The sequence below is a fragment of the Kitasatospora sp. NPDC057198 genome (assembly GCF_042670125.1).
Taxonomy (GTDB): Bacteria; Actinomycetota; Actinomycetes; order Streptomycetales; family Streptomycetaceae; genus Kitasatospora.
On sequence record NZ_JBHUWH010000119.1, the window covers coordinates 1 to 18,710 of the forward strand.

An 18,710-nucleotide genomic window follows, 5' to 3' on the forward strand; every position below is an offset into this window, starting at 1 on the left:
GTCCCGGCCGGTCCTGAGACCCGGTGGCCGACCTGGCGGTCGGCGCCCTCGGCGGTCGAGCTGAGGTCAGCGGAGGCTGTCCACGTCGACCAGGTCGACCCGGACGTTGCGGCCGCCCAGGGCGCCGACCACGGTGCGCAGTGCGCGCGCTGTGCGGCCGCCCCGGCCGATCACCTTGCCGAGGTCGTCAGGGTGCACTCGCACCTCGATGGTGTGGCCGCGGCGCAGGTTGCGCGAGCGGACCTGCACCTCGTCGGGGTGCTCGACGATGCCCTTCACCAGGTGGTCGAGGGCTTCCTCGATCATGCTCAGGCCTCGGTGGAAGCGGCCTCGGCCTCGTCAGCCTTGTCCGACTTCTTGGCCTTCGGGGTGATGGCGACACCGGTGGTGGCGTCCTCGAAGCCGGCGACGGCCTTGGCGAACAGGTGCGAGAAGTCCTCGACCTTGGGCTCGGCCACCTTCAGCGGCTCCGGAGCCGGCAGGCCCTTGAACTTCTGCCAGTCACCGGTCAGCTTGAGGATGGCGAGCACCGGCTCGGTCGGCTGGGCGCCGACGGACAGCCAGTACTGGGCGCGCTCGCCGTCGACCTCGATCTTCGAGGGGTTGTAGGTCGGCTGGTAGAGGCCGATCTCCTCGATCGCGCGGCCGTCACGCTTGGTGCGCGAGTCGGCGACGACGATGCGGTAGTGCGGGGAGCGGATCTTGCCCAGACGCTTCAGCTTGATCTTGACAGCCACGGGTGTGGATTCTCCTGGTATTGACGTGGGTGAGCAGCGCTCCGCCGCGTGGGGCTGCGGCGCGAGGTGCCGTTCAAGGGACACGCCAGCCTTTGGGAGAGAGGGTCCTGCTGGGCTGCCGATGTACTCAGCTGTCCATTGTGCCACACCGCCGAAGCCCCCCTGGACCGCGCCCCCGCACGGTCCGGAGGGGCCGCCCGGCACCGCCGGGCCCTCCGGTCAAGCACCCGTTCCGGCCAAACGGCGTCCGTTGTCGGCCGCCGTCCGGCCCGGCATCCGGCCCGGCTTCCGGCCCGGCGTCGTACGGAGGGCTCAGGCGATCTTGAACGGCTGCTGGCAGGCGCCGCAGACGATCGCGGCCTGGGCCAGCACGGACGGGACGACGCGGACGTTGCGACCGCAGCCGCAGACCGCCTTGACCCGGACGCCGCCGCCGGAGGAGCCGTGCCGCGCGGCCGGGCCGCGGAAGGCGCGGTGACCGCCCTCGCCGGCCACCGCCAGCTGGTGCGCCCCGAGCGCGCGGTCGAGGCGCTCGATCGTCCCGGCGTAGCGGTCGCGGGTCTCGTGCCCCATCGTCACCTGGGAGAAGCCACTGCTGGCGTGCGGCTCGACCGGGTGGGCCAGGCCCAGTTCGGAGGCGAGCAGCAGGAAGCGGCGGTTGTGGTAGCGGCCGGCCCGCGAGGTGTCGCGGATCTCCCGGGCGGCGGCCAGGCCGTGGGCGGCCTCGTGCAGCAGCCGCTCGAAGTTGAGCTGGGTGCCGCAGGCGGACGAGGACTCCCCGATCAGCGCCTCGGGCGACGCCAGGTCGGGCAGGTCCCGGTGGTGGGCCTGGATGTCGCTCCAGGCGGCGGCCAGTTCGGCCGCGAGGACGAGGGGCTGTGTCGTGCTCACGCTGTACCAACGATGGGGAGAGAGCCGATGTTCCGGCGGGCACCCGTGTTCGGGAATTCCCAGCGGACTCTCAGGAATGCACTTTCGCGCGCGAATTGCGCGGCTCCGGACTGACGCAAGACCAACCCCCTGCACGTGTGGACCCGGCGGGTTTCGCCGGGTTCTCGACACCCGCCGCGGAGCCCAACATCCCCACGACGGACGGCCCGCGACCTGTCCGAAAATTGACAGGGCCACGGGCCGTATACCGTACCGCTTGCGGGGTACCTCGGGGAGTTGACTGGTCAGTAGTCTCAACTGCCAGCGCACGGACCGGGTTTCCGGGATTCTCCGGGCCCCGGCCCGCGGCGCGGATCAGTAGGCGCGGGCGACCAGGGCGAGGTTGCCGGGCTGGTCGTCGGCGGCCGGCACCGAGCCGTCCTCGGCGATCAGGCAGCGCACCGAGACGCCCTGCTCGGCCAGCTTGGCCTCGCCCTCGGGGCCGAGGTCGGCCCAGGAGATCCGGCCCCAGCCGGTGGCGGCGGCCTCGGCGGCCTCCTCGATGGTCTTGACGTCCACGGTGCGGGCCTCGCGGCGCTCGCGGGACTCGCGCAGCAGCTGCGCCTGGTCCTCCTCCAGGATGCCGGGGACGATCGCGGCCAGGGAGTCGACCGCGACCGGCTCCTTGCCGCCGGCGATCCGGCGGACCAGCATCGCGGTGCCGGCCTCCAGGTCGCGCGGGCCGACCTCGATCCGCAGCGGGACGCCCTTGAGCTCCCAGTCCACGGCGCGGCGGCCGAACGGGGTGTCGGTGCGGTCGTCGACGACCACCCGGACGCCCGCGGCCTCCAGCTGGGCGCCGATCTCGCGGACCTTCGCCAGCACCGCGTCCTCGCCCTTGATGGCGAGCACCACGGCCTGCACGGCGGCCAGCCGCGGCGGCACCCGCAGGCCGTTGTCGTCGCCGTGGGACATGATCAGGCCGCCGACCATGCGGGTGGAGACGCCCCAGGAGGTCTGCCAGACGTGCTCGCGCTCGGCGCCCTGCAGCTGGTAGGTGGTGTTGAACGCCTTGGCGAAGTTCTGGCCCAGCTCGTGGCTGGTGCCCATCTGCAGCGCCTTGCCGTCCCCCATCATGCCTTCGAGGGTGAGGGTGTTGATCGCGCCGGCGAAGCGCTCCTTGGCGGTCTTGCGACCGAGCACCACGTCGATGCCCAGCACGTTGGTCATGAAGTCGCCGTAGACGTCGGTGTGGATCAGCGAGGCGTACGCGCGGGCGTCCTCGTAGGTGGCGTGGGCGGTGTGGCCCTCCTGCCAGAGGAACTCGGTGGTGCGCAGGAAGACGCGCGGGCGCAGCTCCCAGCGGACCACGTTGGCCCACTGGTTGATCAGCAGCGGCAGGTCCCGGTGGCTCTGCACCCACTTGGAGAAGTACTCGTTGATGATGGTCTCGGAGGTGGGCCGCACGACGACCGGCTCCTCCAGCTCCTTGCCGCCGCCGTGGGTGACCACCGCGAGCTCGGGGGCGAAGCCCTCGACGTGCTCGGCCTCCTTGGTCAGGTAGGACTGCGGGATGAACATCGGGAAGTAGGCGTTCTGCGCGCCGGCCTTCTTGATCCGCGCGTCCATCTCCTGCTGCATCCGCTCCCACAGGCCGTAGCCGTACGGTCGGATGACCATGGTGCCGCGCACCGGACCGTTGTCGGCCAGCTCGGCCTTGTTGATGAGGTCCTGGTACCAGCGGGGGAAGTCTTCCGCCCGGGGGGTGAGAACGGGTGCCTTAGCCATGCGCCGAATGGTACGGAAAACCCGGGCCGGACCGTGAATCCGGTTCACCGTGCGGCCGCCCGCCCCCTCGCCCCGGCCGCACGGCCGCCACCCGCCCCGGCCGCACGGCCGCCACCCGCCCCGGCCGCACGACCGCCCCCGCGTCCTCCCCGCCGTCCCAAACCCCCGGCGGCGGAGCGGCCGGACTGCGCCGCGCCCGCGCACACCCCGGGGCGCACACCCGCGGCGCGCGGATACCTGCTCGCACCCCTCTGGACGGCGGGGGCGACCCGCTGTTCGCTGGGAGAGGGGCCGGGGGGCAGGGCTGCGGGGGCCGCAGCCGATTCCGAGGACCGATTGGGAGGCCGCGATGGCTTCAGCGCAGGTGACCGGCAGCACCGTGGACCGGGTCCGGACGGACTCCCCGGCGGGGCGCGGCGGTCGGGCGCGGGACTGGGCGGAGATCCAGGAGCGCATGCTCGTCCCCCTCTACCAGGACGTTTACCGGCGGTTGGAGGTCGGCGCGGCCACCAGTCTGCTGGGCGTCGGGTGCCGGTCCGGGCTGGCGCTGCTGCTCGCCGCCGAACGCGGTGCGCAGGTCGCGGGGGTGGAGCCGGACGGCGGGCTGCGGGAACTCGCGGCGGCCCGCGGGCTGCAGGTGTCGCCCGGCGGCCGGGCGGAGGGCGTCGCCCGTTCGGCGCACCCCGTCCCCCGCCCGGCGCACTCCCTGGTGACGGTTTTCGAGCAGCCGCCGGCGCCCGCGCTGGTCGCCCGGGCGGCGGAGCGCGCACTGCCCGGCGGGCAGCTGGTGGTGGCCTCGTGGGGCCCGGCGGAGCGCTGCGAGAGCGCCGCGGTGCTGGAGGTGGCCCGGCGGCACGCCCCGCCCGGCGCGGCGGACCCGTTCGCGCCGGATCCCTTCGCGGCGGACCCGTTCGCGGCGTCCGGTCCGGGCGCGCTGGAGTCGCTGCTCGCCGCGGCGGGGGCGCGCCCGTCCGGGGGCGGCCGGGTGGCCTGCCCGTTCGCCTACGCGGGCCTGGACTCGGCGGTCCGCGGCCTGCTGTCAACCGGCCTGTTCGACCGGGCCGAGGAGGCGGCGGGCGCGGCGCTGGTGGCCAAGGAACTGGAGGAGGCGCTGCACCCGTTCCTGCGCCCGGACGGTTCGGTGCGGATGGCGAACGAGTTCCGCTGGGCGGTCGGGACGAAGCCCCGCGGCTGACGACCGGAGACCGCGACCGCGGCGATCGGCCCCGCGCACAGGAACGCCGGAAGCCCCCGGAGCGACAAGAACGCCACAGCGGCCGGGACCACCACGACCGCCGGGACCACCAGAACCGCCAAGCCCGCCAAGCCCGCCAAGCCCGCCAAGCCCGCCAGGGTCAGGACCGGCTGAGCCCGGCGGCGGCGTACGCGGCGTCCTCGTCCAGGGTCTCGGCCTCCAGCAGGGCGGCGGCCAGCGCGTCGAGCCGGTCGCGGTGCCGGTGCAGCAGGGCCACCGCCTCCTCCCAGCACTCGGCGACGATCCGGCGGGCCTCCTCGTCGACGGCGTCCAGCGTGGTGGGGGCGGCGGCCAGGCCGTACGGGGACTGGCTGTCGTTGGGGATGGCGGTGACCCGGCCGACCCGGTCGCTCATGCCCCAGCGGCCGGCCATCGAGCGGGCGATGGTGGTGAGCTGTTCGAGGTCGCTCTCGGCGCCGGTGGTGACCACCCCGTAGACCACCTGTTCGGCGGCCATCCCGCCGAGCGCGCCGATGATCCGGCCGCGCAGGTAGGGCTCGGTGTAGGAGTAGCGGTCGGTGTCGGGGGTGGAGAGGGTGACGCCGAGGGCGCGGCCGCGCGGCACGATGGTGATCTTGCGGACCGGGTCGGCGCCGGGCTGGAGCATGCCGAGCAGGGCGTGGCCGGACTCGTGGAAGGCGGTCCGCTCGCGTTCCTGCTGGGGCATCACCAGCGGTCGCACCGCGCCGAGTTGGACCTTCTCCAGGGCTTCGGAGAGGTTCTCCTGGTCGACGGCGTCCTGCTTGCGCTTGACGGCGAGCAGCGCGGCCTCGTTGACCAGGTTGGCCAGGTCGGCGCCGGTCATGCCGGGCGTGGTGCGGGCGACGGCGTCCAGGTCGGTGCCCTTCGCGAGCGGCACCTGGCGGGTGTGGATCTTCAGGATCTGTTCGCGGCCGGCCCGGTCGGGCGGGCTGACGGTGATCCGGCGGTCGAAGCGGCCGGGGCGCAGCAGCGCGGGGTCGAGGATCTCGGCGCGGTTGGTCGCGGCGATCACGATCACGCCCTCGGAGCCGGAGAAGCCGTCCATCTCGGTGAGGATCTGGTTGAGGGTCTGCTCGCGCTCGTCGTGGCCGCCCATGCCGCCCCCGCCGCCGCGCTGCCGTCCGATGGTGTCGATCTCGTCGATGAACACGATCGCGGGGGCGACCTTGCGGGCCTCGGAGAACAGTTCGCGGACCCGGCTGGCGCCGACGCCGACGATCATCTCGATGAACTCGGAGGCCGAGGCGGAGAAGAACGGCACGTCGGCCTCGCCCGCGACGGCCCTGGCCAGCAGGGTCTTGCCGGTGCCGGGCGGGCCGGTCAGCAGGACGCCGCGCGGCATCTTGGCGCCGAGCCTGCGGTACGCCTGCGGGTTCTTCAGGAAGTCGACCACCTCGCTGAGTTCGGCCTCGACCTCGTCGATGCCGGCCACGTCCTGGAAGGTGGTGCGCTTGCCCTGGCTGGTGTCCACCGGCTTCGGCGGGGCCTTGCGGCCGAGCGCGCCGCCGCCCATCCCGCCGGCCATCCGGCGGGCCAGTAGCACCCACACCACGATCAGCAGCAGCATCGGCGCCAGCGAGATCAGCAGGTTCGCCAGGAAGCTGCGCTGCTGCACCACCGGACGGGCCGTCACCTCGACGTTCTGCGACTGCAGGGTGCCCCAGAGGTTGTCGCTGGCGAAGGCCGGACGCTGGGTGGTGAACTCCGTGTAGTCGCCCTTCTCGCCGTCCGGCTTGGGCTGCTTGTCCTTGAGCGTGCCCTCGATGGCGTCGCCCTTGGAGTAGATCTTGGTGATGTTCCCGCCGTTGAGCTGCTTGTTGAACTCGGTGTACGAGATCGTGGTCGAGCCGCCGTTGCCGAAGAAGCTCAGCAGGATGTCCGACAGCAGGAACACCACCAGTGCGGTGAGGATCAGGCCCGTCCAGCCGCCCGGCATCTTCTTCTTCGGCGGCGGCGGGGGCGGGGCCCCCTCGGACCGCCAGGGTTGGTCGGGGGTCTGGCGCGGCGGCACGGGGTTGCTCACCCGTCGGACGATACGGACATCGTGCACGTCGGACGGTGCGCAACGCCGCGCCCCCGCCCGGTCGGCGCACCGGCGCCGACCGCCCCCGCGCCACCCCGTCCCGTCTCACCCCGCCCTGCCCCGCGCCGCCCCGTCCCGCGCAGCTCTGCCCCGCGCCACCCCGTCCGGTCAGCGCACCGGCGTCGGCCACTCCTCCGCCGTCAGCGCGAACCGCTCGTGGTCGCGCCAGGCGTCCTGCAGGAACAGCATCCGCGGCGTGAAGCCCTCGTGCCGGAAGCCCAGCCGGCGGGCCATCGCGATCGACCGCTCGTTGTCCGGCTGCACGTTGATCTCCAGCCGGTGCAGCCCCAGCCCGCCCAGCTCCGGTGCGGTGAAGCAGCGCTCCACCACCAGCCGCATGCCCTCGGTCATCCGGCCCGTCCCGACGAACGGCTGGTACGAGTCGTAGCCCAGGACGCCGTTGCAGAACCGCGCCATCACGATGTTCGCCACGTTGCACTTGCCGACCAGGCCGCCGGTCGCGTCGTCGACGATCATGAACGTCCGCAGGCCCGCGCCCTGCCGGCTCAACAGGTCCGGCAGGGCGTCCGGCTCCACCGGGTTCCACCGCCCGATGTGCGCGGCGGAGCGCCGCACCGCCTCGGCGTAGGGGACGACGTCTTCGGGGCGGGGGGCTCGGATCGTCACTCGCATAGGGGACATCATGACGCAACCGGGCACGGGAACAGGGGCGCGCGAACGGCCGCACGCCCCTGTCGCCGCACTCGGTGACCGCCTACATCAGGTCCTTGAACTCCTTGGGGAGCTCGAAGTCGGCCGGGCCCTTGCCCGGCTGGAGGCCGAACGCGCCGCCCGGCTGGGCCGACTGGCCGGGGCCGAGGGCCTTGCGCTCGGCGGCGGCGGCCTCCTCCTGGGCCCGCTTGAGCGGGTTGCCGCTCTTGCGCTTGCCCTTGGCGACCGGGGCCTTCTTGGCGGAGCGCTTGCCGCCACCGCCCATCCCGGGGATGCCCGGCATGCCGGGGATGCCCTTGCCGGAGGCCATCGCGGACATCATCTTGCGGGCCTCGAAGAACCGCTCGACCAGACTGGAGACCTCGCCGACCTGGACGCCGGAGCCCTTGGCAATGCGCAGCCGGCGCGAGCCGTTGATCAGCTTGGGGTCGGAGCGCTCGGCCGGGGTCATCGACTTGATGATCGCGCCGACCCGGTTGACGTCCTTGTCGTCCAGGTTGTTGATCTGCTCCCGGATCTGGCCCATGCCGGGGAGCATGCCGAGCAGCTTGGAGATCGAGCCCATCTTCTGGACCTGCTCCAGCTGCGACAGGAAGTCGTCGAGCGTGAAGTCCTTGCCGCCGCCCTGGAGCTTGGCGGCCATCTTCTCGGCCTCGGCCTGGGAGAAGGTCTGCTCGGCCTTCTCGATCAGCGAGAGGACGTCGCCCATGCCGAGGATGCGCGAGGCCATCCGGTCCGGGTGGAAGGCGTCGAAGTCGTCGACCTTCTCGCCGTTGGAGGCGAACATGATCTGGCGGCCGGTCACGTGCGCCACCGAGAGCGCGGCGCCGCCGCGCGCGTCGCCGTCGAGCTTGGAGAGCACGACACCGGTGAAGTCGACGCCCTCGAGGAACGCCTGGGCGGTGGTGACCGCGTCCTGGCCGACCATGGCGTCGACCACGAACAGGACCTCGTTCGGGTTGATCGCGGCCCGGATGTCGGCGGCCTGCTGCATCAGTTCGGCGTCGATGCCGAGGCGGCCGGCGGTGTCGACGATGACGACGTCGTACTGCTTCTGCCTGGCGTACTCGATCGAGTCGCGGGCGACCTGCACCGGGTCGCCGACGCCGTTGCCGGGCTGCGGGCCGTAGAAGGCGACGCCGGCCCGCTCCGCGACCACGCCGAGCTGGGTGACGGCGTTGGGGCGCTGGAGGTCGCAGGCGACCAGCAGCGGGGTGTGCTTCTGGCTCTTCAGCCAGTGGCCGAGCTTTCCGGCGAGCGTGGTCTTGCCCGCGCCCTGGAGGCCGGCCAGCATGATCACGGTCGGACCGGTCTTGGCGTACTGCAGGCGGCGGGTCTCGCCACCGAGGATGCTGATCAGCTCCTCGTTGACGATCTTGATGATCTGCTGGGCCGGGTTCAGCGCGCCGGAGACCTCGGAACCGAGGGCACGGTCCTTGACCTGCTTGATGAAGGCGCGGACCACGGGGAGCGCGACGTCCGCCTCCAGCAGGGCGATCCGGATCTCGCGCGCGGTGGCGTCGATGTCCGCCTCGCTGAGACGGCCCTTGCCCCGGAGGTTCTTGAACGTCGCTGCGAGGCGGTCGGAGAGAGTGTCGAACACGTCGGTCGCGGGTCCCTTGCGGCATCGAGTACGGGTACTGTCGTCGCCCCCAAGGGTAGCCGCACCCCGGCGGGCGGTCTGCGCCCCTGCGCGAACAGCGGGTCAGCGCGGTTCCAGGGCCGCCCGGACGGCCCGCGCGACCTCCTCGGCGCGGCCCGCCGCCAGCGGCCCGCCGTCGGCGGAGGTGAGGTAGAAGGCGTCGACGGCCTCCGCGCCGAGGGTGGAGACGTGCGCGGTGCGGACCCGCACGCCCGAGGCGTCCAGGGCCCGGCCGATCCGGTGCAGCAGGCCCGGGGCGTCGTGCGCGCGGACCTCCAGCACGGTGGCGGAGCGCGAGGCGTCGTGCGGGGCGACGGTGACCACCGGCGGCGGGGTGCTGATGCCGCGGCGGCGCGGCGCGGCGGCGTCGCGCTCGGCGAGCTTGCGGCCGACGTCCAGCGAGCCGTCCAGGGCGCGGCGCAGGTCGGCGCGGAGCCGGGCGGCGTCGGGCAGGTCGCCGTACTCGGCGGCGACCGTCCAGGACAGCAGCAGGACCGGGCCGGCCCCGACCGGGTCGAGCTCGCGCAGCCCGGCCTTGCGGACGGTGAGCCGGTGCACGGCGAGCACCCCGGCGACGGCGCCGAGCAGGCCGGGGCGGTCGGGGATGGCCAGGGTCAGTTCGACGCCCATCGGCTCGCCGCCGTCCGGGCCGGACTCGACGTGGGCGGTGAAGGCCAGCGCGGGGGCGCCGGTGCGGGCGGCCTCGACGGCGAGCCGCTCCTGGTCGGCGGTGACCTCGGGATCGGCGGCGGGCGGCCGGGTCTCGCCGGCCAGCCGGGCGGCGGTGCGCTCGACCAGGGTGGCGACCAGCGAGGCCCGCCAGCTCGACCAGGCGGCGGGGCCGGTGGCGGTGGCGTCGGCCTCGGTGAGGGCGTGCAGCAGTTCCAGGTGGGTCTGGGTGCCGACGGTCTTGGCGATCAGGTCGGCGGTGGCGGGGTCGTCGGGGTCGCGGCGGGTGGCGGTGTCGACCAGCGTCAGGTGGTGGCGCACCAGCAGCGCCAGGGTGTCGGTGTCGTGCTTGTCGAAGCCCATCCGGACGGCGACGTCGCGGACGATCACCTCGCCGGCCTCGGAGTGGTCGCCGGGCCAGCCCTTTCCGAGGTCGTGCAGCAGCGCGGCGACCAGCAGCAGGTCGGGGCGGGCGGTGCGGCGGGTCATCGCGGCGGCCCGGACGGCGGTCTCGATCAGGTGCCGGTCGACGGTCCAGCGGTGCACGGCGTTGCGCTGCGGCCGGCAGCGGACCCGCTCCCAGTCCGGCAGCATCCGGCTGATCAGCCCCTCGGCCTCCAGCGCCTCCCACACCGGCAGGCACGCCTCGCCGGCGCCCAGCAGGGTGACCAGCTGCTCGCGGGCCTCGTCCGGCCAGGGCACCGGCAGCGGGGCGCTCTCGGCGGCCAGCCGGCGGACGGTGGCGTAGCCGACGGTCAGCCCGGCCTGGGCGGCCGCGGCGGCCGCCCGCAGCGGCAGCACCGGGTCGGTGGCGGGCCGGGCGGCCTGGGCGAGCACCGCCTCGCCGTCCTGTTCGACCACGCCCTCGGCGAGCGGGCGGCGCTCGGGCGCGGCCGGGCCGACCGGGGCGCGCCGGGCGCCGTTGAACGGGAAGCCGAACCGGACGGCGCGGCGCGGCACCGGGCGGCGGCGCTCGGCCAGCACCCGGTCGACGGCGCGCCAGGTGACGTCGGAGGCGTAGGCGACGGTGCGGGCGGCCCGGTAGACCTGCCGCAGCAGGGTGTCGGCGTCGAGCACGCCGAGGCGTTCGGCGACCTGGTCCTGGTCCTGCAGGGAGAGCCGTTCGGTGGCCCGGCCGGTGGTCAGGTGCAGGGCGTCGCGGACGTCGGCGAGGGTGCGGGCGGCCTCGTCCAGGCCGTCGCGGGGGGCGTCGGCGAGCCAGGTGGCGGCCACCGCGTTCAGCGCGACCAGGTCGCGCAGGCCGCCGCGGGCCTCCTTGAGGTCGGGTTCGAGCAGGAAGGACGCCTCGCCGTGGCGCTCGGCCCGGGCCCGGCCGAGTTCGCGGAGCTCGGGGAGCCGTTCGGGGGCGGCGGCGCGCCAGTCGGCGAGGACGGCGGAGCGCAGGTCGGCGGTGAGCCGCGGGTCGCCGGCCAGGTGGCGGGCGTCGAGCAGGCCGAGCTGGGCCTTGAGGTCGGCGGCGGCGACCTCGCGGGCCCCGCCGGGGGTGCGGACGGCGTGGTCGAGGGCGACGCCGCTGTCCCAGACCGGGTACCAGACGCGTTCGGCCAGGTCGGCGGCGAGCGGGCCCTCGTGCAGCAGCAGCACGTCCAGGTCGCTGCGCGGGGAGAGTTCGGCCCGGCCGTAGCCGCCGACGGCGACCAGCGCGGTGCGGGCGGGGGCGCCGGCGGCCCGGTAGAGGGCGGCCAGCCAGTCGTCGGTGAGCCGGGCGAGGGCGGCGCGGCGCTGCGGGCCGGTGCTGTCGGGGTCGGCCAGCAGGCGGGCGCGTTCGGCCGGGTAGCCGTACTCGGCGGGGTCGGTGCTGCTCACGTCTGCTCCCGGTGCGTGCTGGTGCCGGATACGCCTTCGGCGGACCTGCCGCACGGGCAGGTCCGCCAGGAGGGTTCTCAGCGGTGGTTCCCTGGGGTGGGTCAGAGGGCGTCGGGGCCGCGTTCGCCGGTGCGGACCCGGACGGCGGTCTCGACCGGGATCGACCAGACCTTGCCGTCGCCGATCTTCCCGGTGCGGGCGGCCTTGACGACCACGTCGATCAGCTGCTCGGCGTCCTCGTCGTCGACCAGTATCTCGATCCGGACCTTCGGCACCAGGTCGACGGTGTACTCGGCGCCGCGGTAGACCTCGGTGTGGCCGCGCTGCCGGCCGTAGCCGCTGGCCTCGGTGACGGTCAGGCCGTGCACCCCGAACGCCTGCAGGGCGTCCTTGACCTCGTCCAGGCGGTGCGGCTTGATGACGGCGGTGATCAGCTTCATCGGGCGTCGACCTCGGTCTTCTCGGCGGGGACGGCAGCGGCGGGGGCGGCCACGGGGCGGGCGAGGCTGGCGCCGACGGCGGTGAAGTCGTAGGCGGACTCGGCGTGCTCGGCCTGGTCGATGCCGGACACCTCGACGTCCTCGGCGACCCGGAAGCCGATGGTCTTCTGGATCGCCTGGCCCAGCAGCCAGGAGAGCACGAAGGAGTAGACCAGGACGACGGCCACGCCGAGCGCCTGCTTGCCGAGCTGGCCCAGGCCGCCGCCGTAGAACAGGCCGGACGCGGTCTGGCCGACGTGGCCGGTGGCGAAGAAGCCGATCAGCAGCGAGCCGACGATGCCGCCGACCAGGTGGACGCCGACCACGTCGAGCGAGTCGTCGAAGCCGAACCGGTACTTCAGGCTGATCGCCGCGGCGCACAGCGCGCCGGCGATCAGGCCGATCGCGATCGAGCCGAGCGGGGAGACCGAGCCGCAGGCCGGGGTGATGGCGACCAGGCCGGCCACCGCGCCGGAGGCGGCGCCGAGGGTGGTGAACGCGCCGTGCTTGATCTTCTCGTAGGCCAGCCAGCCGAGGACGGCGGCGGCGGTGGCGACCTGGGTGTTGACGAAGGCCATGCCCGCGACGCCGTTGGCGGCCAGCGCCGAGCCGGCGTTGAAGCCGAACCAGCCGAACCACAGCAGGCCGGAGCCGAGCATCACCAGCGGCAGGCTGTGCGGGCGCATCGGGTCCTTCTTGAAGCCGATCCGCTTGCCCAGCACCAGGGCCAGCGCCAGGCCCGCCGCACCGGCGTTGATGTGCACCGCGGTGCCGCCGGCGAAGTCGATCACGCCGTTGCGGTCGCCGAGCCAGCCGCCGTTGCCGCCGTCGAAGAAGAACACCCAGTGCGCGACCGGGAAGTACACGATGGTCACCCAGAGCGCCACGAACAGGCTCCAGGCCGCGAACTTGGCCCGGTCCGCGATGGCGCCGCTGATCAGCGCCGGGGTGATGATCGCGAACATCAGCTGGAAGGCCGCGAAACCGGTCACCGGGATCGTCCCGGTCAGCGCGTTCAGGTCGATGCCGCGCATGCCCAGGTAGTCGAGGTTGCCGATCAGACCCGCCCCGGCGTCCGGCCCGAAGGCCAGCGTGTAGCCGTACAGGACCCAGAGCACGGTGACGATGGCCAGTGAGATGAAGCTCATCACCAGCATGTTGAGGGTGCTCTTGACCCTGACCATGCCTCCGTAGAAGAAGGCCAGGCCCGGGGTCATCAACATGACCAGGGCCGCACAGATGAACACAAAGGCGGTATCGCCCGCGCTGAAGCCGTCCGGCATCGGCGTCTCCTCCGAAATGAGAGCCGCACCACGACCGGGATACCTGTCCCGTGCCATCCCGGCGTGTCGGCGATGAGAGGAGAGTGCCGAAGGCGGGTTTCCGCCGATGCGGCTCGGTGTTTCGCCGCAGTGACGCGGTCGACGCGCCCGTTACGGGCAGGTGAACCACGGCTGGTGACGCGTGCTGGACAGCCCGTGTCATACTGCCGCGGCCGTCCGGACGGGCGGGTCGGACGGCCGCGGCGGGCGTACGGGGAGGCGGGGACGGAACGCGGGGCGGGGGTCAGACCACCGAGACGAACTCCGGGATGTCGTGCACCACCCGCTCGGCCAGCCGGTCCACCCCGGGGGCGCCGCGGAAGTCCCGGCTGGCGGCCTCGGAGGTCTTCCGGACCCGGGTGTTCAGCCGCTCGGAGCGCACCTTCTTGGCGATGTCGACCGCCTCCTCGCAGTACTTCGCCGCGTCCTCCGGCTCGTTCTGCAGCAGCCGCACCGAGGCCATCCCGACCAGGTTGAACGCGTAGGTGCGGACGTGGTCGGCGTCCTCCCGGAACCGGTCGACCGCCTCGGTGATCAGCTTCTCGGCGGGCTTGGCCATCGTCACGCCGTGGTCCGAGGTGTAGGCCAGGTCCCGGTAGGAGTGCCCGTTCTCGGCGCACAGCTCGGCGTACGAGAAGAACCTGAGCCAGTTCGGCGTCTCCTCGTTGCTCTCCCGGATGTCGCTGAAGGTGTCCTCCGACAGCCGGACCGCCCGGGCGCACCGGTTGACCTCGCCGATGTTGGAGTACGCCCGCGCCTCCATCGCGTACAGCAGCGACTGCTGGCGGGCGGTGGCGGTGTCCCGGCTGCCGTACTGGGCGAGGTGGATCAGCTCCAGCGCGTCCTCGCCGCGGTTGAGGTGGATCATCTGCCGGCTCATGTCGGTCAGCACGTGCGCCCCGAACGGGCGGTCGCCGGCCTCCTTGGCGGCGTGCAGCGCCAGCACGTAGTACTTCTGCGCGCTCGGGTGCATGCCGACGTCGTACGACATGAAGCCCGCCAGGTGGGCGAGTTCGGCGGTAATCCGGAACAGCCGCTTGGTGGTCGCCTCGGGGTAGCTCTCCTGCAGCAGGTCGGTGACCTCGTGGAGCTGGCCGACCACCGCCTTGCGGCGCAGGCCGCCGCCGTTCTGCGCGTCCCACTTGCGGAACATCTCGGTGGTCTGCTCCAGCAGCTGCATCTCCGGCTCGGACAGCCGCCCGGAGAAGTGCTCGCCGCCGTTGGCCGCCGCCAGGATCGGGGTGGGCGCCCCGTTCGGACCGGGCGTCAGCCAGCGCTGCATCGGCTCGATCAGCGCGGCGCCGGCCGTCAGCGCCAGCGAAGTGCCCAGGAAGCCGCGGCGGTTGAGCATCAGGTCGCTGCGCGAGTACTCGCTGATCGCCTGCACGGTCTGCTGCGGGCTCCAGGGCAGGTCCACCCCGCTGCCGACGGTGGTCACCTGGACCACCGCGCGCAGGCCGAGGTCCTCGACCGAGACCACCGAGCCGAAGCGCTCCGAGAACAGCTCGGACATGATCTTCGGGATCGGCTCGCGCGGCTGCTCGCCGTCCAGCCAGCGGCGCACCCGTGAGGTGTCCGTGGAGACGTGGTGCGCGCCGATCTGCCGTGCCCTGCGGTTCACTTGGCGCGCCAGCTCGCCCTTCGACCAGCCGCTGCGCCCGAACCAGGAGCCAAGCTTCTCGTTCGGCTGCTTCTCACCCATGGGACCGTCCCCATCCCGCCCCGAACCCGGGGCCCCGCATTCGCCCTGACCCTTTTCGTCGCCGTCCGCGTGACCGGTCGGCTGCGTTCCGTATGCCGAACGTAGCGTCCCTCCGCCATCCGGGGGAGCAACGCCGGAGAAACGCCACCTTTCGCCACCCCCAGGGGTGAACTACCGGACCGGCGGGCGCGCTTCACTATGAGTCAGCCCGGCATGACCCCGGCACATGCCCGGACCCGACGGAACCCGACGGAACTCGACGGAGGCACGCGTGCGGCAACGACGATCCGGCATCCGAGGCGCCGGTGCAAGGCGCCTGCTGGCCCGCGCCGCCCGGATCGGCGCGCGCCGCTCCGCGCGCGCCTCCGGCGCACCACGCACCACGCGCCCGACCGGCGACGCGCCGTCACCGTCCCGTAACCAGCGGCGACCGGAAGCGGTTGGGGGTGGCATGGACAAGCTCTTCGGCACCCTGCGGCTCACCCCCCTCGGCGGCCGCCGCCGCACCCGGCCCACCGCGCTGCAGGCCGCCGCCGAGTACTCCGGGCGCTGGGGCTGGACGCTGGCCGTCGGCAACCCGACCGGGCGCGCCGGGACGGCCTGCGACTGCGGCGTCCCGCACTGCGCCGCGCCCAACCTGCACCACCGGGTCGGCCCGGCCGTCGCCCCCGGTGCCGGCGCCGACGAGCTCGCCGCCCGGTGTCCGGCCGACGCCCCGCTGCTGCTCCCGACGGGCCACCAGTTCGACGTCCTGGACGTCCCGGCGCAGCCCGGCCTGCAGGCCCTGGTCCGGCTGGAGCGGATGGGCACCCAGGTCGGCCCGGTGCTGGCCTCCCCGGCCGGCCGGCTGCTGCTCTTCGTCGCGCCCGGCACCGCCGAGCGGCTGCCCGACCTGCTCTACCGGATGGGCTGGGACGACGCCTCGCTCGACCTCGCCTGCCACGGCCTCGGCTCCTACCTGGCCGCCCCGCCCACCCCGCTGGGCCCGCTCGGCCCGATGCGCTGGCTGCGCCGCCCGACCGCCGACAGCGCCCCGCCCGAGGCCCGGCTGCTGCTCGGCACCCTGGCCTACGCCTGCCACCGCACCCGGGACCGGCAGAGCGAGTTCGCCAGCTAGGTCCTGTCCGGCCCCTGACGCACGAAGGGCCCGTCCGGGAGGGCGCTTCCCTCCTCGAACGGGCCCTCGGGCGGGGCGGCGGCTCAGCCGAGCAGCGCGTCCACGAAGGCGCCGGGCTCGAACGGGGCGAGGTCGTCCGCTCCCTCGCCGAGGCCGATCAGCTTGACCGGCACGCCGAGTTCGCGCTGCACCGAGATGACGATGCCGCCCTTCGCGGTGCCGTCGAGCTTGGTGAGCACGATGCCGGTGATGTCGACCACCTCGGCGAACACCCGGGCCTGGACCAGGCCGTTCTGTCCGGTGGTGGCGTCCAGCACGAGCAGCACCTCGTCGACCGGGCCGTGCTTCTCGACGACCCGCTTGACCTTGCCGAGCTCGTCCATCAGGCCGGTCTTGGTGTGCAGGCGGCCCGCGGTGTCGATCAGGACGGTGTCGACGCCGTCGGCGATGCCCTGCTTGACGGCGTCGAAGGCGACGGACGCGGGGTCGCCGCCCTCGGGGCCGCGCACGGTGTGCGCGCCGACCCGCTCGCCCCAGGTCTGCAGCTGGTCGGCGGCGGCGGCGCGGAAGGTGTCGGCGGCGCCGAGCACGACCTTCCGGCCGTCGGCGACCAGGACGCGGGCCAGCTTGCCGGTGGTGGTGGTCTTGCCGACGCCGTTGACGCCGACCACCAGCACCACGGCCGGGCCGTCCCCGTCCTTGACCGAGCGGACGGTGCGGTCGGTGTCGGCGCCGATCAGCCCGACGAGCTCCTCGCGGAGCAGGCCGCGCAGTTCGTCGGGGGTGCGGGTGCCGAGCACCTTGACCCGGGTGCGCAGGTTGTCGACCAGTTCCTGGGTGGCGGTGACGCCGACGTCGGCGGTGAGGAGGGTCTCCTCGACCTCCTCCCAGGTGTCCTCGTCGAGGCGGTCGCGGGAGAGCAGGGTGAGCAGTCCCTTGCCGAGGGTGGACTGCGAGCGGGAGAGCCGGGAGCGCAGCCGGACCAGGCGTCCGGCGGTGGGCTCGGGCACCTCGATCGCGGGCGCGGCCTCGGCCTCCTCGGCCCGCACCTCCTCGGCGGTCGGCGCCTCGGCGGCCGGCTGCTCAGCCGGTGCCCCGGGGGCCTCCGGCGCCTCGGTGGCCCCGGTCGCCGTGGGCGGTGCGGCGGGCTCGACGGCCCCCTCCACGGGCTTGGCCGGAGCGGGCGCGGTGACGCTCGGCGCCTGGCTCGGCCGGTCCAGTTCTCTGCGTCGTCTGCCGGAGACGACGAGTCCGGTGATCGCGCCGATGGCGACCACCGCGATGACAACGGCAAGGATCACGTATTCCATAACCCGTCCAGTATCACTTAGCGCCTATGCCGGGCCCGGCTGCGCGGGTTCCAGCGCTGTCCTGTGCTCGTCCGCGCGTTCCGGTCGCCCGGGGGTCCGCAACCGCTGGCTGATCACCTGCGAGATGCCGTCGCCCTTCATGGTGACGCCGTACAGGGCGTCGGCGGACTCCATGGTGAGCTTCTGGTGGGTGATGACGATCAGCTGGGAGCTCTCCCGCAGCTCCTCCATGATCCCGACCAGCCGCCGCAGGTTGGTCTCGTCGAGCGCGGCCTCGACCTCGTCCATCACGTAGAACGGGCTGGGCCGGGCCTTGAAGATGGACACCAGCAGGGCGACGGCGGTGAGCGAGCGCTCGCCGCCGGAGAGCAGCGAGAGCCGCTTGACCTTCTTGCCGGGCGGCCTGGCCTCGACCTCGACGCCGGTGGTGAGCATGTTCTCCGGGTCGGTGAGCAGCAGCCGGCCCTCGCCGCCGGGGAAGAGCCGGGCGAAGACGCCCTCGAACTGGGCGGCGGTGTCGTGGTAGGCGGCGGTGAACAGCTGCTCGACCCGGGTGTCGACGTCGCGGACGATGTCCATCAGGTCTCGGCGGCTCTTGCGCAGGTCGTCGAGCTGTTCGCCGAGGAACCGGTGGCGGGCCTCCAGGGCGGCGAACTCCTCCAGCGCGAGCGGGTTGACCTTGCCGAGCTGCTGGTGGGCGCGCTCGGCGGCCCGGAGCCGCTGCTCGACCTCGGCCCGGACGTAGCGGCGGGGCTCGCCGGAGGGCTCCTGGCCGTCCGCACCGCCCTGGCCGTCCGCACCGCTCTGCCCGTCCTCGGCCGGCGGGGCGGGGACGGGCTGGTCGGGGCCGTAGCCGGCGAGCAGGTCGCCGCCCTCGATGCCGAACTCCTCCAGCGCCCGGGACTCCAACTGCTCGATCCGCAGCCGCTTCTCGGCGCGCAGCACCTCGTCGCGGTGCCCGGCGTCGACCAGGCGGTCGAGTTCGGCCTTGAGTTCGCGGCCGTGCTCGCGGAACTGCCGCAGTTCGCTCTCGCGGGCGGCGCGGTCGGCCTCGACGGCGGCGCGCTCGGTCTCGGCGGTGGCGAGCGTCTCCTCGATCCGGCCGAGCAGGTGGCGGGCGCCGGTGGCGACGGCGGTGGCGACGGCGCCCTCGTGGCGGGCGCGTTCGCGGCGTTCGGCGGCGCGGGCGCGGGCCTCGCGCTCGGCGCGGGCGGCGCGGTCGAGCTGGTCGGCGCGGCCGGTCAGGCCGCGGACC

The 18,710-nt window shown here is 73.7% G+C and carries 15 protein-coding genes; 2 read left to right on the plus strand and 13 right to left on the minus strand.

Annotation, left to right across the window (positions count from 1 at the left end; genetic code table 11):
- Positions 1 to 66: 66 nt before the first annotated feature.
- The 4 genes from ACFUEL_RS16090 to proS all read right to left on the minus strand — a co-directional run bounded on the left by ACFUEL_RS16090 (position 67) and on the right by proS (position 3,395).
- Positions 67 to 306, minus strand: a complete 240-nt coding sequence (locus ACFUEL_RS16090; RefSeq protein ID WP_014138265.1) for an RNA-binding protein — start codon at positions 304 to 306, stop codon at positions 67 to 69.
- Between the two features lie 2 nt (positions 307 to 308).
- On the minus strand, positions 309 to 737 hold the full coding sequence (gene rpsP / locus ACFUEL_RS16095; RefSeq protein WP_030458814.1) for a 30S ribosomal protein S16: 429 nt from the start codon (positions 735 to 737) through the stop codon (positions 309 to 311).
- A 312-nt stretch (positions 738 to 1,049) separates the two neighbouring features.
- Positions 1,050 to 1,628, minus strand: a complete 579-nt coding sequence (locus ACFUEL_RS16100) for a hypothetical protein (RefSeq protein ID WP_380236868.1) — start codon at positions 1,626 to 1,628, stop codon at positions 1,050 to 1,052.
- A gap of 354 nt (positions 1,629 to 1,982) precedes the next feature.
- Positions 1,983 to 3,395, minus strand: a complete 1,413-nt coding sequence (proS, locus tag ACFUEL_RS16105; RefSeq protein WP_380236869.1) for a proline--tRNA ligase — start codon at positions 3,393 to 3,395, stop codon at positions 1,983 to 1,985.
- 349 nt (positions 3,396 to 3,744) lie between these two features.
- Between proS and ACFUEL_RS16110 the strand changes: the two genes are divergently transcribed.
- Positions 3,745 to 4,590: a class I SAM-dependent methyltransferase gene (locus ACFUEL_RS16110; protein WP_380236870.1), complete on the plus strand. Its 846-nt coding sequence runs from the start codon at positions 3,745 to 3,747 to the stop codon at positions 4,588 to 4,590.
- Positions 4,591 to 4,750: 160 nt separating this feature from the next.
- On the opposite strand, the gene ftsH is transcribed toward ACFUEL_RS16110, so the two are convergent.
- The 7 genes from ftsH to ACFUEL_RS16145 form a co-directional block, all read right to left on the minus strand.
- Positions 4,751 to 6,655, minus strand: coding sequence for an ATP-dependent zinc metalloprotease FtsH (ftsH, locus tag ACFUEL_RS16115; RefSeq protein WP_380236871.1), 1,905 nt, complete (start codon positions 6,653 to 6,655; stop codon positions 4,751 to 4,753).
- Positions 6,656 to 6,823: 168 nt separating this feature from the next.
- Entirely contained in the window at positions 6,824 to 7,348 is a 525-nt protein-coding gene (locus ACFUEL_RS16120; RefSeq protein ID WP_380236872.1) for a GNAT family N-acetyltransferase, read from the minus strand.
- An 82-nt stretch (positions 7,349 to 7,430) separates the two neighbouring features.
- A complete protein-coding gene (ffh, locus tag ACFUEL_RS16125; protein ID WP_380236873.1) occupies positions 7,431 to 8,990 on the minus strand; it encodes a signal recognition particle protein in 1,560 nt (519 codons plus the stop codon).
- A 102-nt stretch (positions 8,991 to 9,092) separates the two neighbouring features.
- Positions 9,093 to 11,525: a [protein-PII] uridylyltransferase gene (locus ACFUEL_RS16130; RefSeq protein ID WP_380236874.1), complete on the minus strand. Its 2,433-nt coding sequence runs from the start codon at positions 11,523 to 11,525 to the stop codon at positions 9,093 to 9,095.
- 101 nt (positions 11,526 to 11,626) lie between these two features.
- On the minus strand, positions 11,627 to 11,965 hold the full coding sequence (locus ACFUEL_RS16135; RefSeq protein WP_176190170.1) for a P-II family nitrogen regulator: 339 nt from the start codon (positions 11,963 to 11,965) through the stop codon (positions 11,627 to 11,629).
- A complete protein-coding gene (locus ACFUEL_RS16140) occupies positions 11,962 to 13,287 on the minus strand; it encodes an ammonium transporter (protein ID WP_380236875.1) in 1,326 nt (441 codons plus the stop codon). Before ACFUEL_RS16140 ends, ACFUEL_RS16135 begins: the two co-directional genes overlap by 4 nt.
- Before the next feature lie 283 nt (positions 13,288 to 13,570).
- Complete coding sequence (locus ACFUEL_RS16145; protein ID WP_380236876.1) at positions 13,571 to 15,028, minus strand: hypothetical protein; 1,458 nt, start codon at positions 15,026 to 15,028, stop codon at positions 13,571 to 13,573.
- 451 nt (positions 15,029 to 15,479) lie between these two features.
- Here ACFUEL_RS16145 and ACFUEL_RS16150 point away from each other — a divergent pair, with 451 nt between their 5' ends.
- Positions 15,480 to 16,145, plus strand: a complete 666-nt coding sequence (locus tag ACFUEL_RS16150; RefSeq protein ID WP_380236878.1) for a bifunctional DNA primase/polymerase — start codon at positions 15,480 to 15,482, stop codon at positions 16,143 to 16,145.
- A gap of 83 nt (positions 16,146 to 16,228) precedes the next feature.
- Here the strand turns inward: ACFUEL_RS16150 and ftsY are convergent, their stop codons facing one another.
- Together ftsY and ACFUEL_RS16160 are read right to left on the minus strand one after the other, a co-directional pair.
- Positions 16,229 to 17,455: a signal recognition particle-docking protein FtsY gene (gene ftsY / locus ACFUEL_RS16155; RefSeq protein ID WP_380236879.1), complete on the minus strand. Its 1,227-nt coding sequence runs from the start codon at positions 17,453 to 17,455 to the stop codon at positions 16,229 to 16,231.
- A 24-nt stretch (positions 17,456 to 17,479) separates the two neighbouring features.
- Positions 17,480 to 18,710 (minus strand): AAA family ATPase (locus tag ACFUEL_RS16160; protein WP_380236881.1); only part of this gene is annotated, 1,231 nt, incomplete at its 5' end.

Coding starts and splice junctions, on each gene's coding strand:
- ACFUEL_RS16090 (WP_014138265.1), bottom strand. CDS start 306: ATGATCGAGGAAGCCCTCGACCACCTGGTGAAGGGCATCGTCGAGCAC.
- proS (WP_380236869.1), bottom strand. CDS start 3,395: ATGGCTAAGGCACCCGTTCTCACCCCCCGGGCGGAAGACTTCCCCCGC.
- ACFUEL_RS16110 (WP_380236870.1), top strand. CDS start 3,745: ATGGCTTCAGCGCAGGTGACCGGCAGCACCGTGGACCGGGTCCGGACG.
- ACFUEL_RS16120 (WP_380236872.1), bottom strand. CDS start 7,348: ATGCGAGTGACGATCCGAGCCCCCCGCCCCGAAGACGTCGTCCCCTAC.
- ACFUEL_RS16135 (WP_176190170.1), bottom strand. CDS start 11,965: ATGAAGCTGATCACCGCCGTCATCAAGCCGCACCGCCTGGACGAGGTC.
- ACFUEL_RS16140 (WP_380236875.1), bottom strand. CDS start 13,287: ATGCCGGACGGCTTCAGCGCGGGCGATACCGCCTTTGTGTTCATCTGT.
- ACFUEL_RS16145 (WP_380236876.1), bottom strand. CDS start 15,028: ATGGGTGAGAAGCAGCCGAACGAGAAGCTTGGCTCCTGGTTCGGGCGC.
- ACFUEL_RS16150 (WP_380236878.1), top strand. CDS start 15,480: ATGGACAAGCTCTTCGGCACCCTGCGGCTCACCCCCCTCGGCGGCCGC.
- ftsY (WP_380236879.1), bottom strand. CDS start 17,455: ATGGAATACGTGATCCTTGCCGTTGTCATCGCGGTGGTCGCCATCGGC.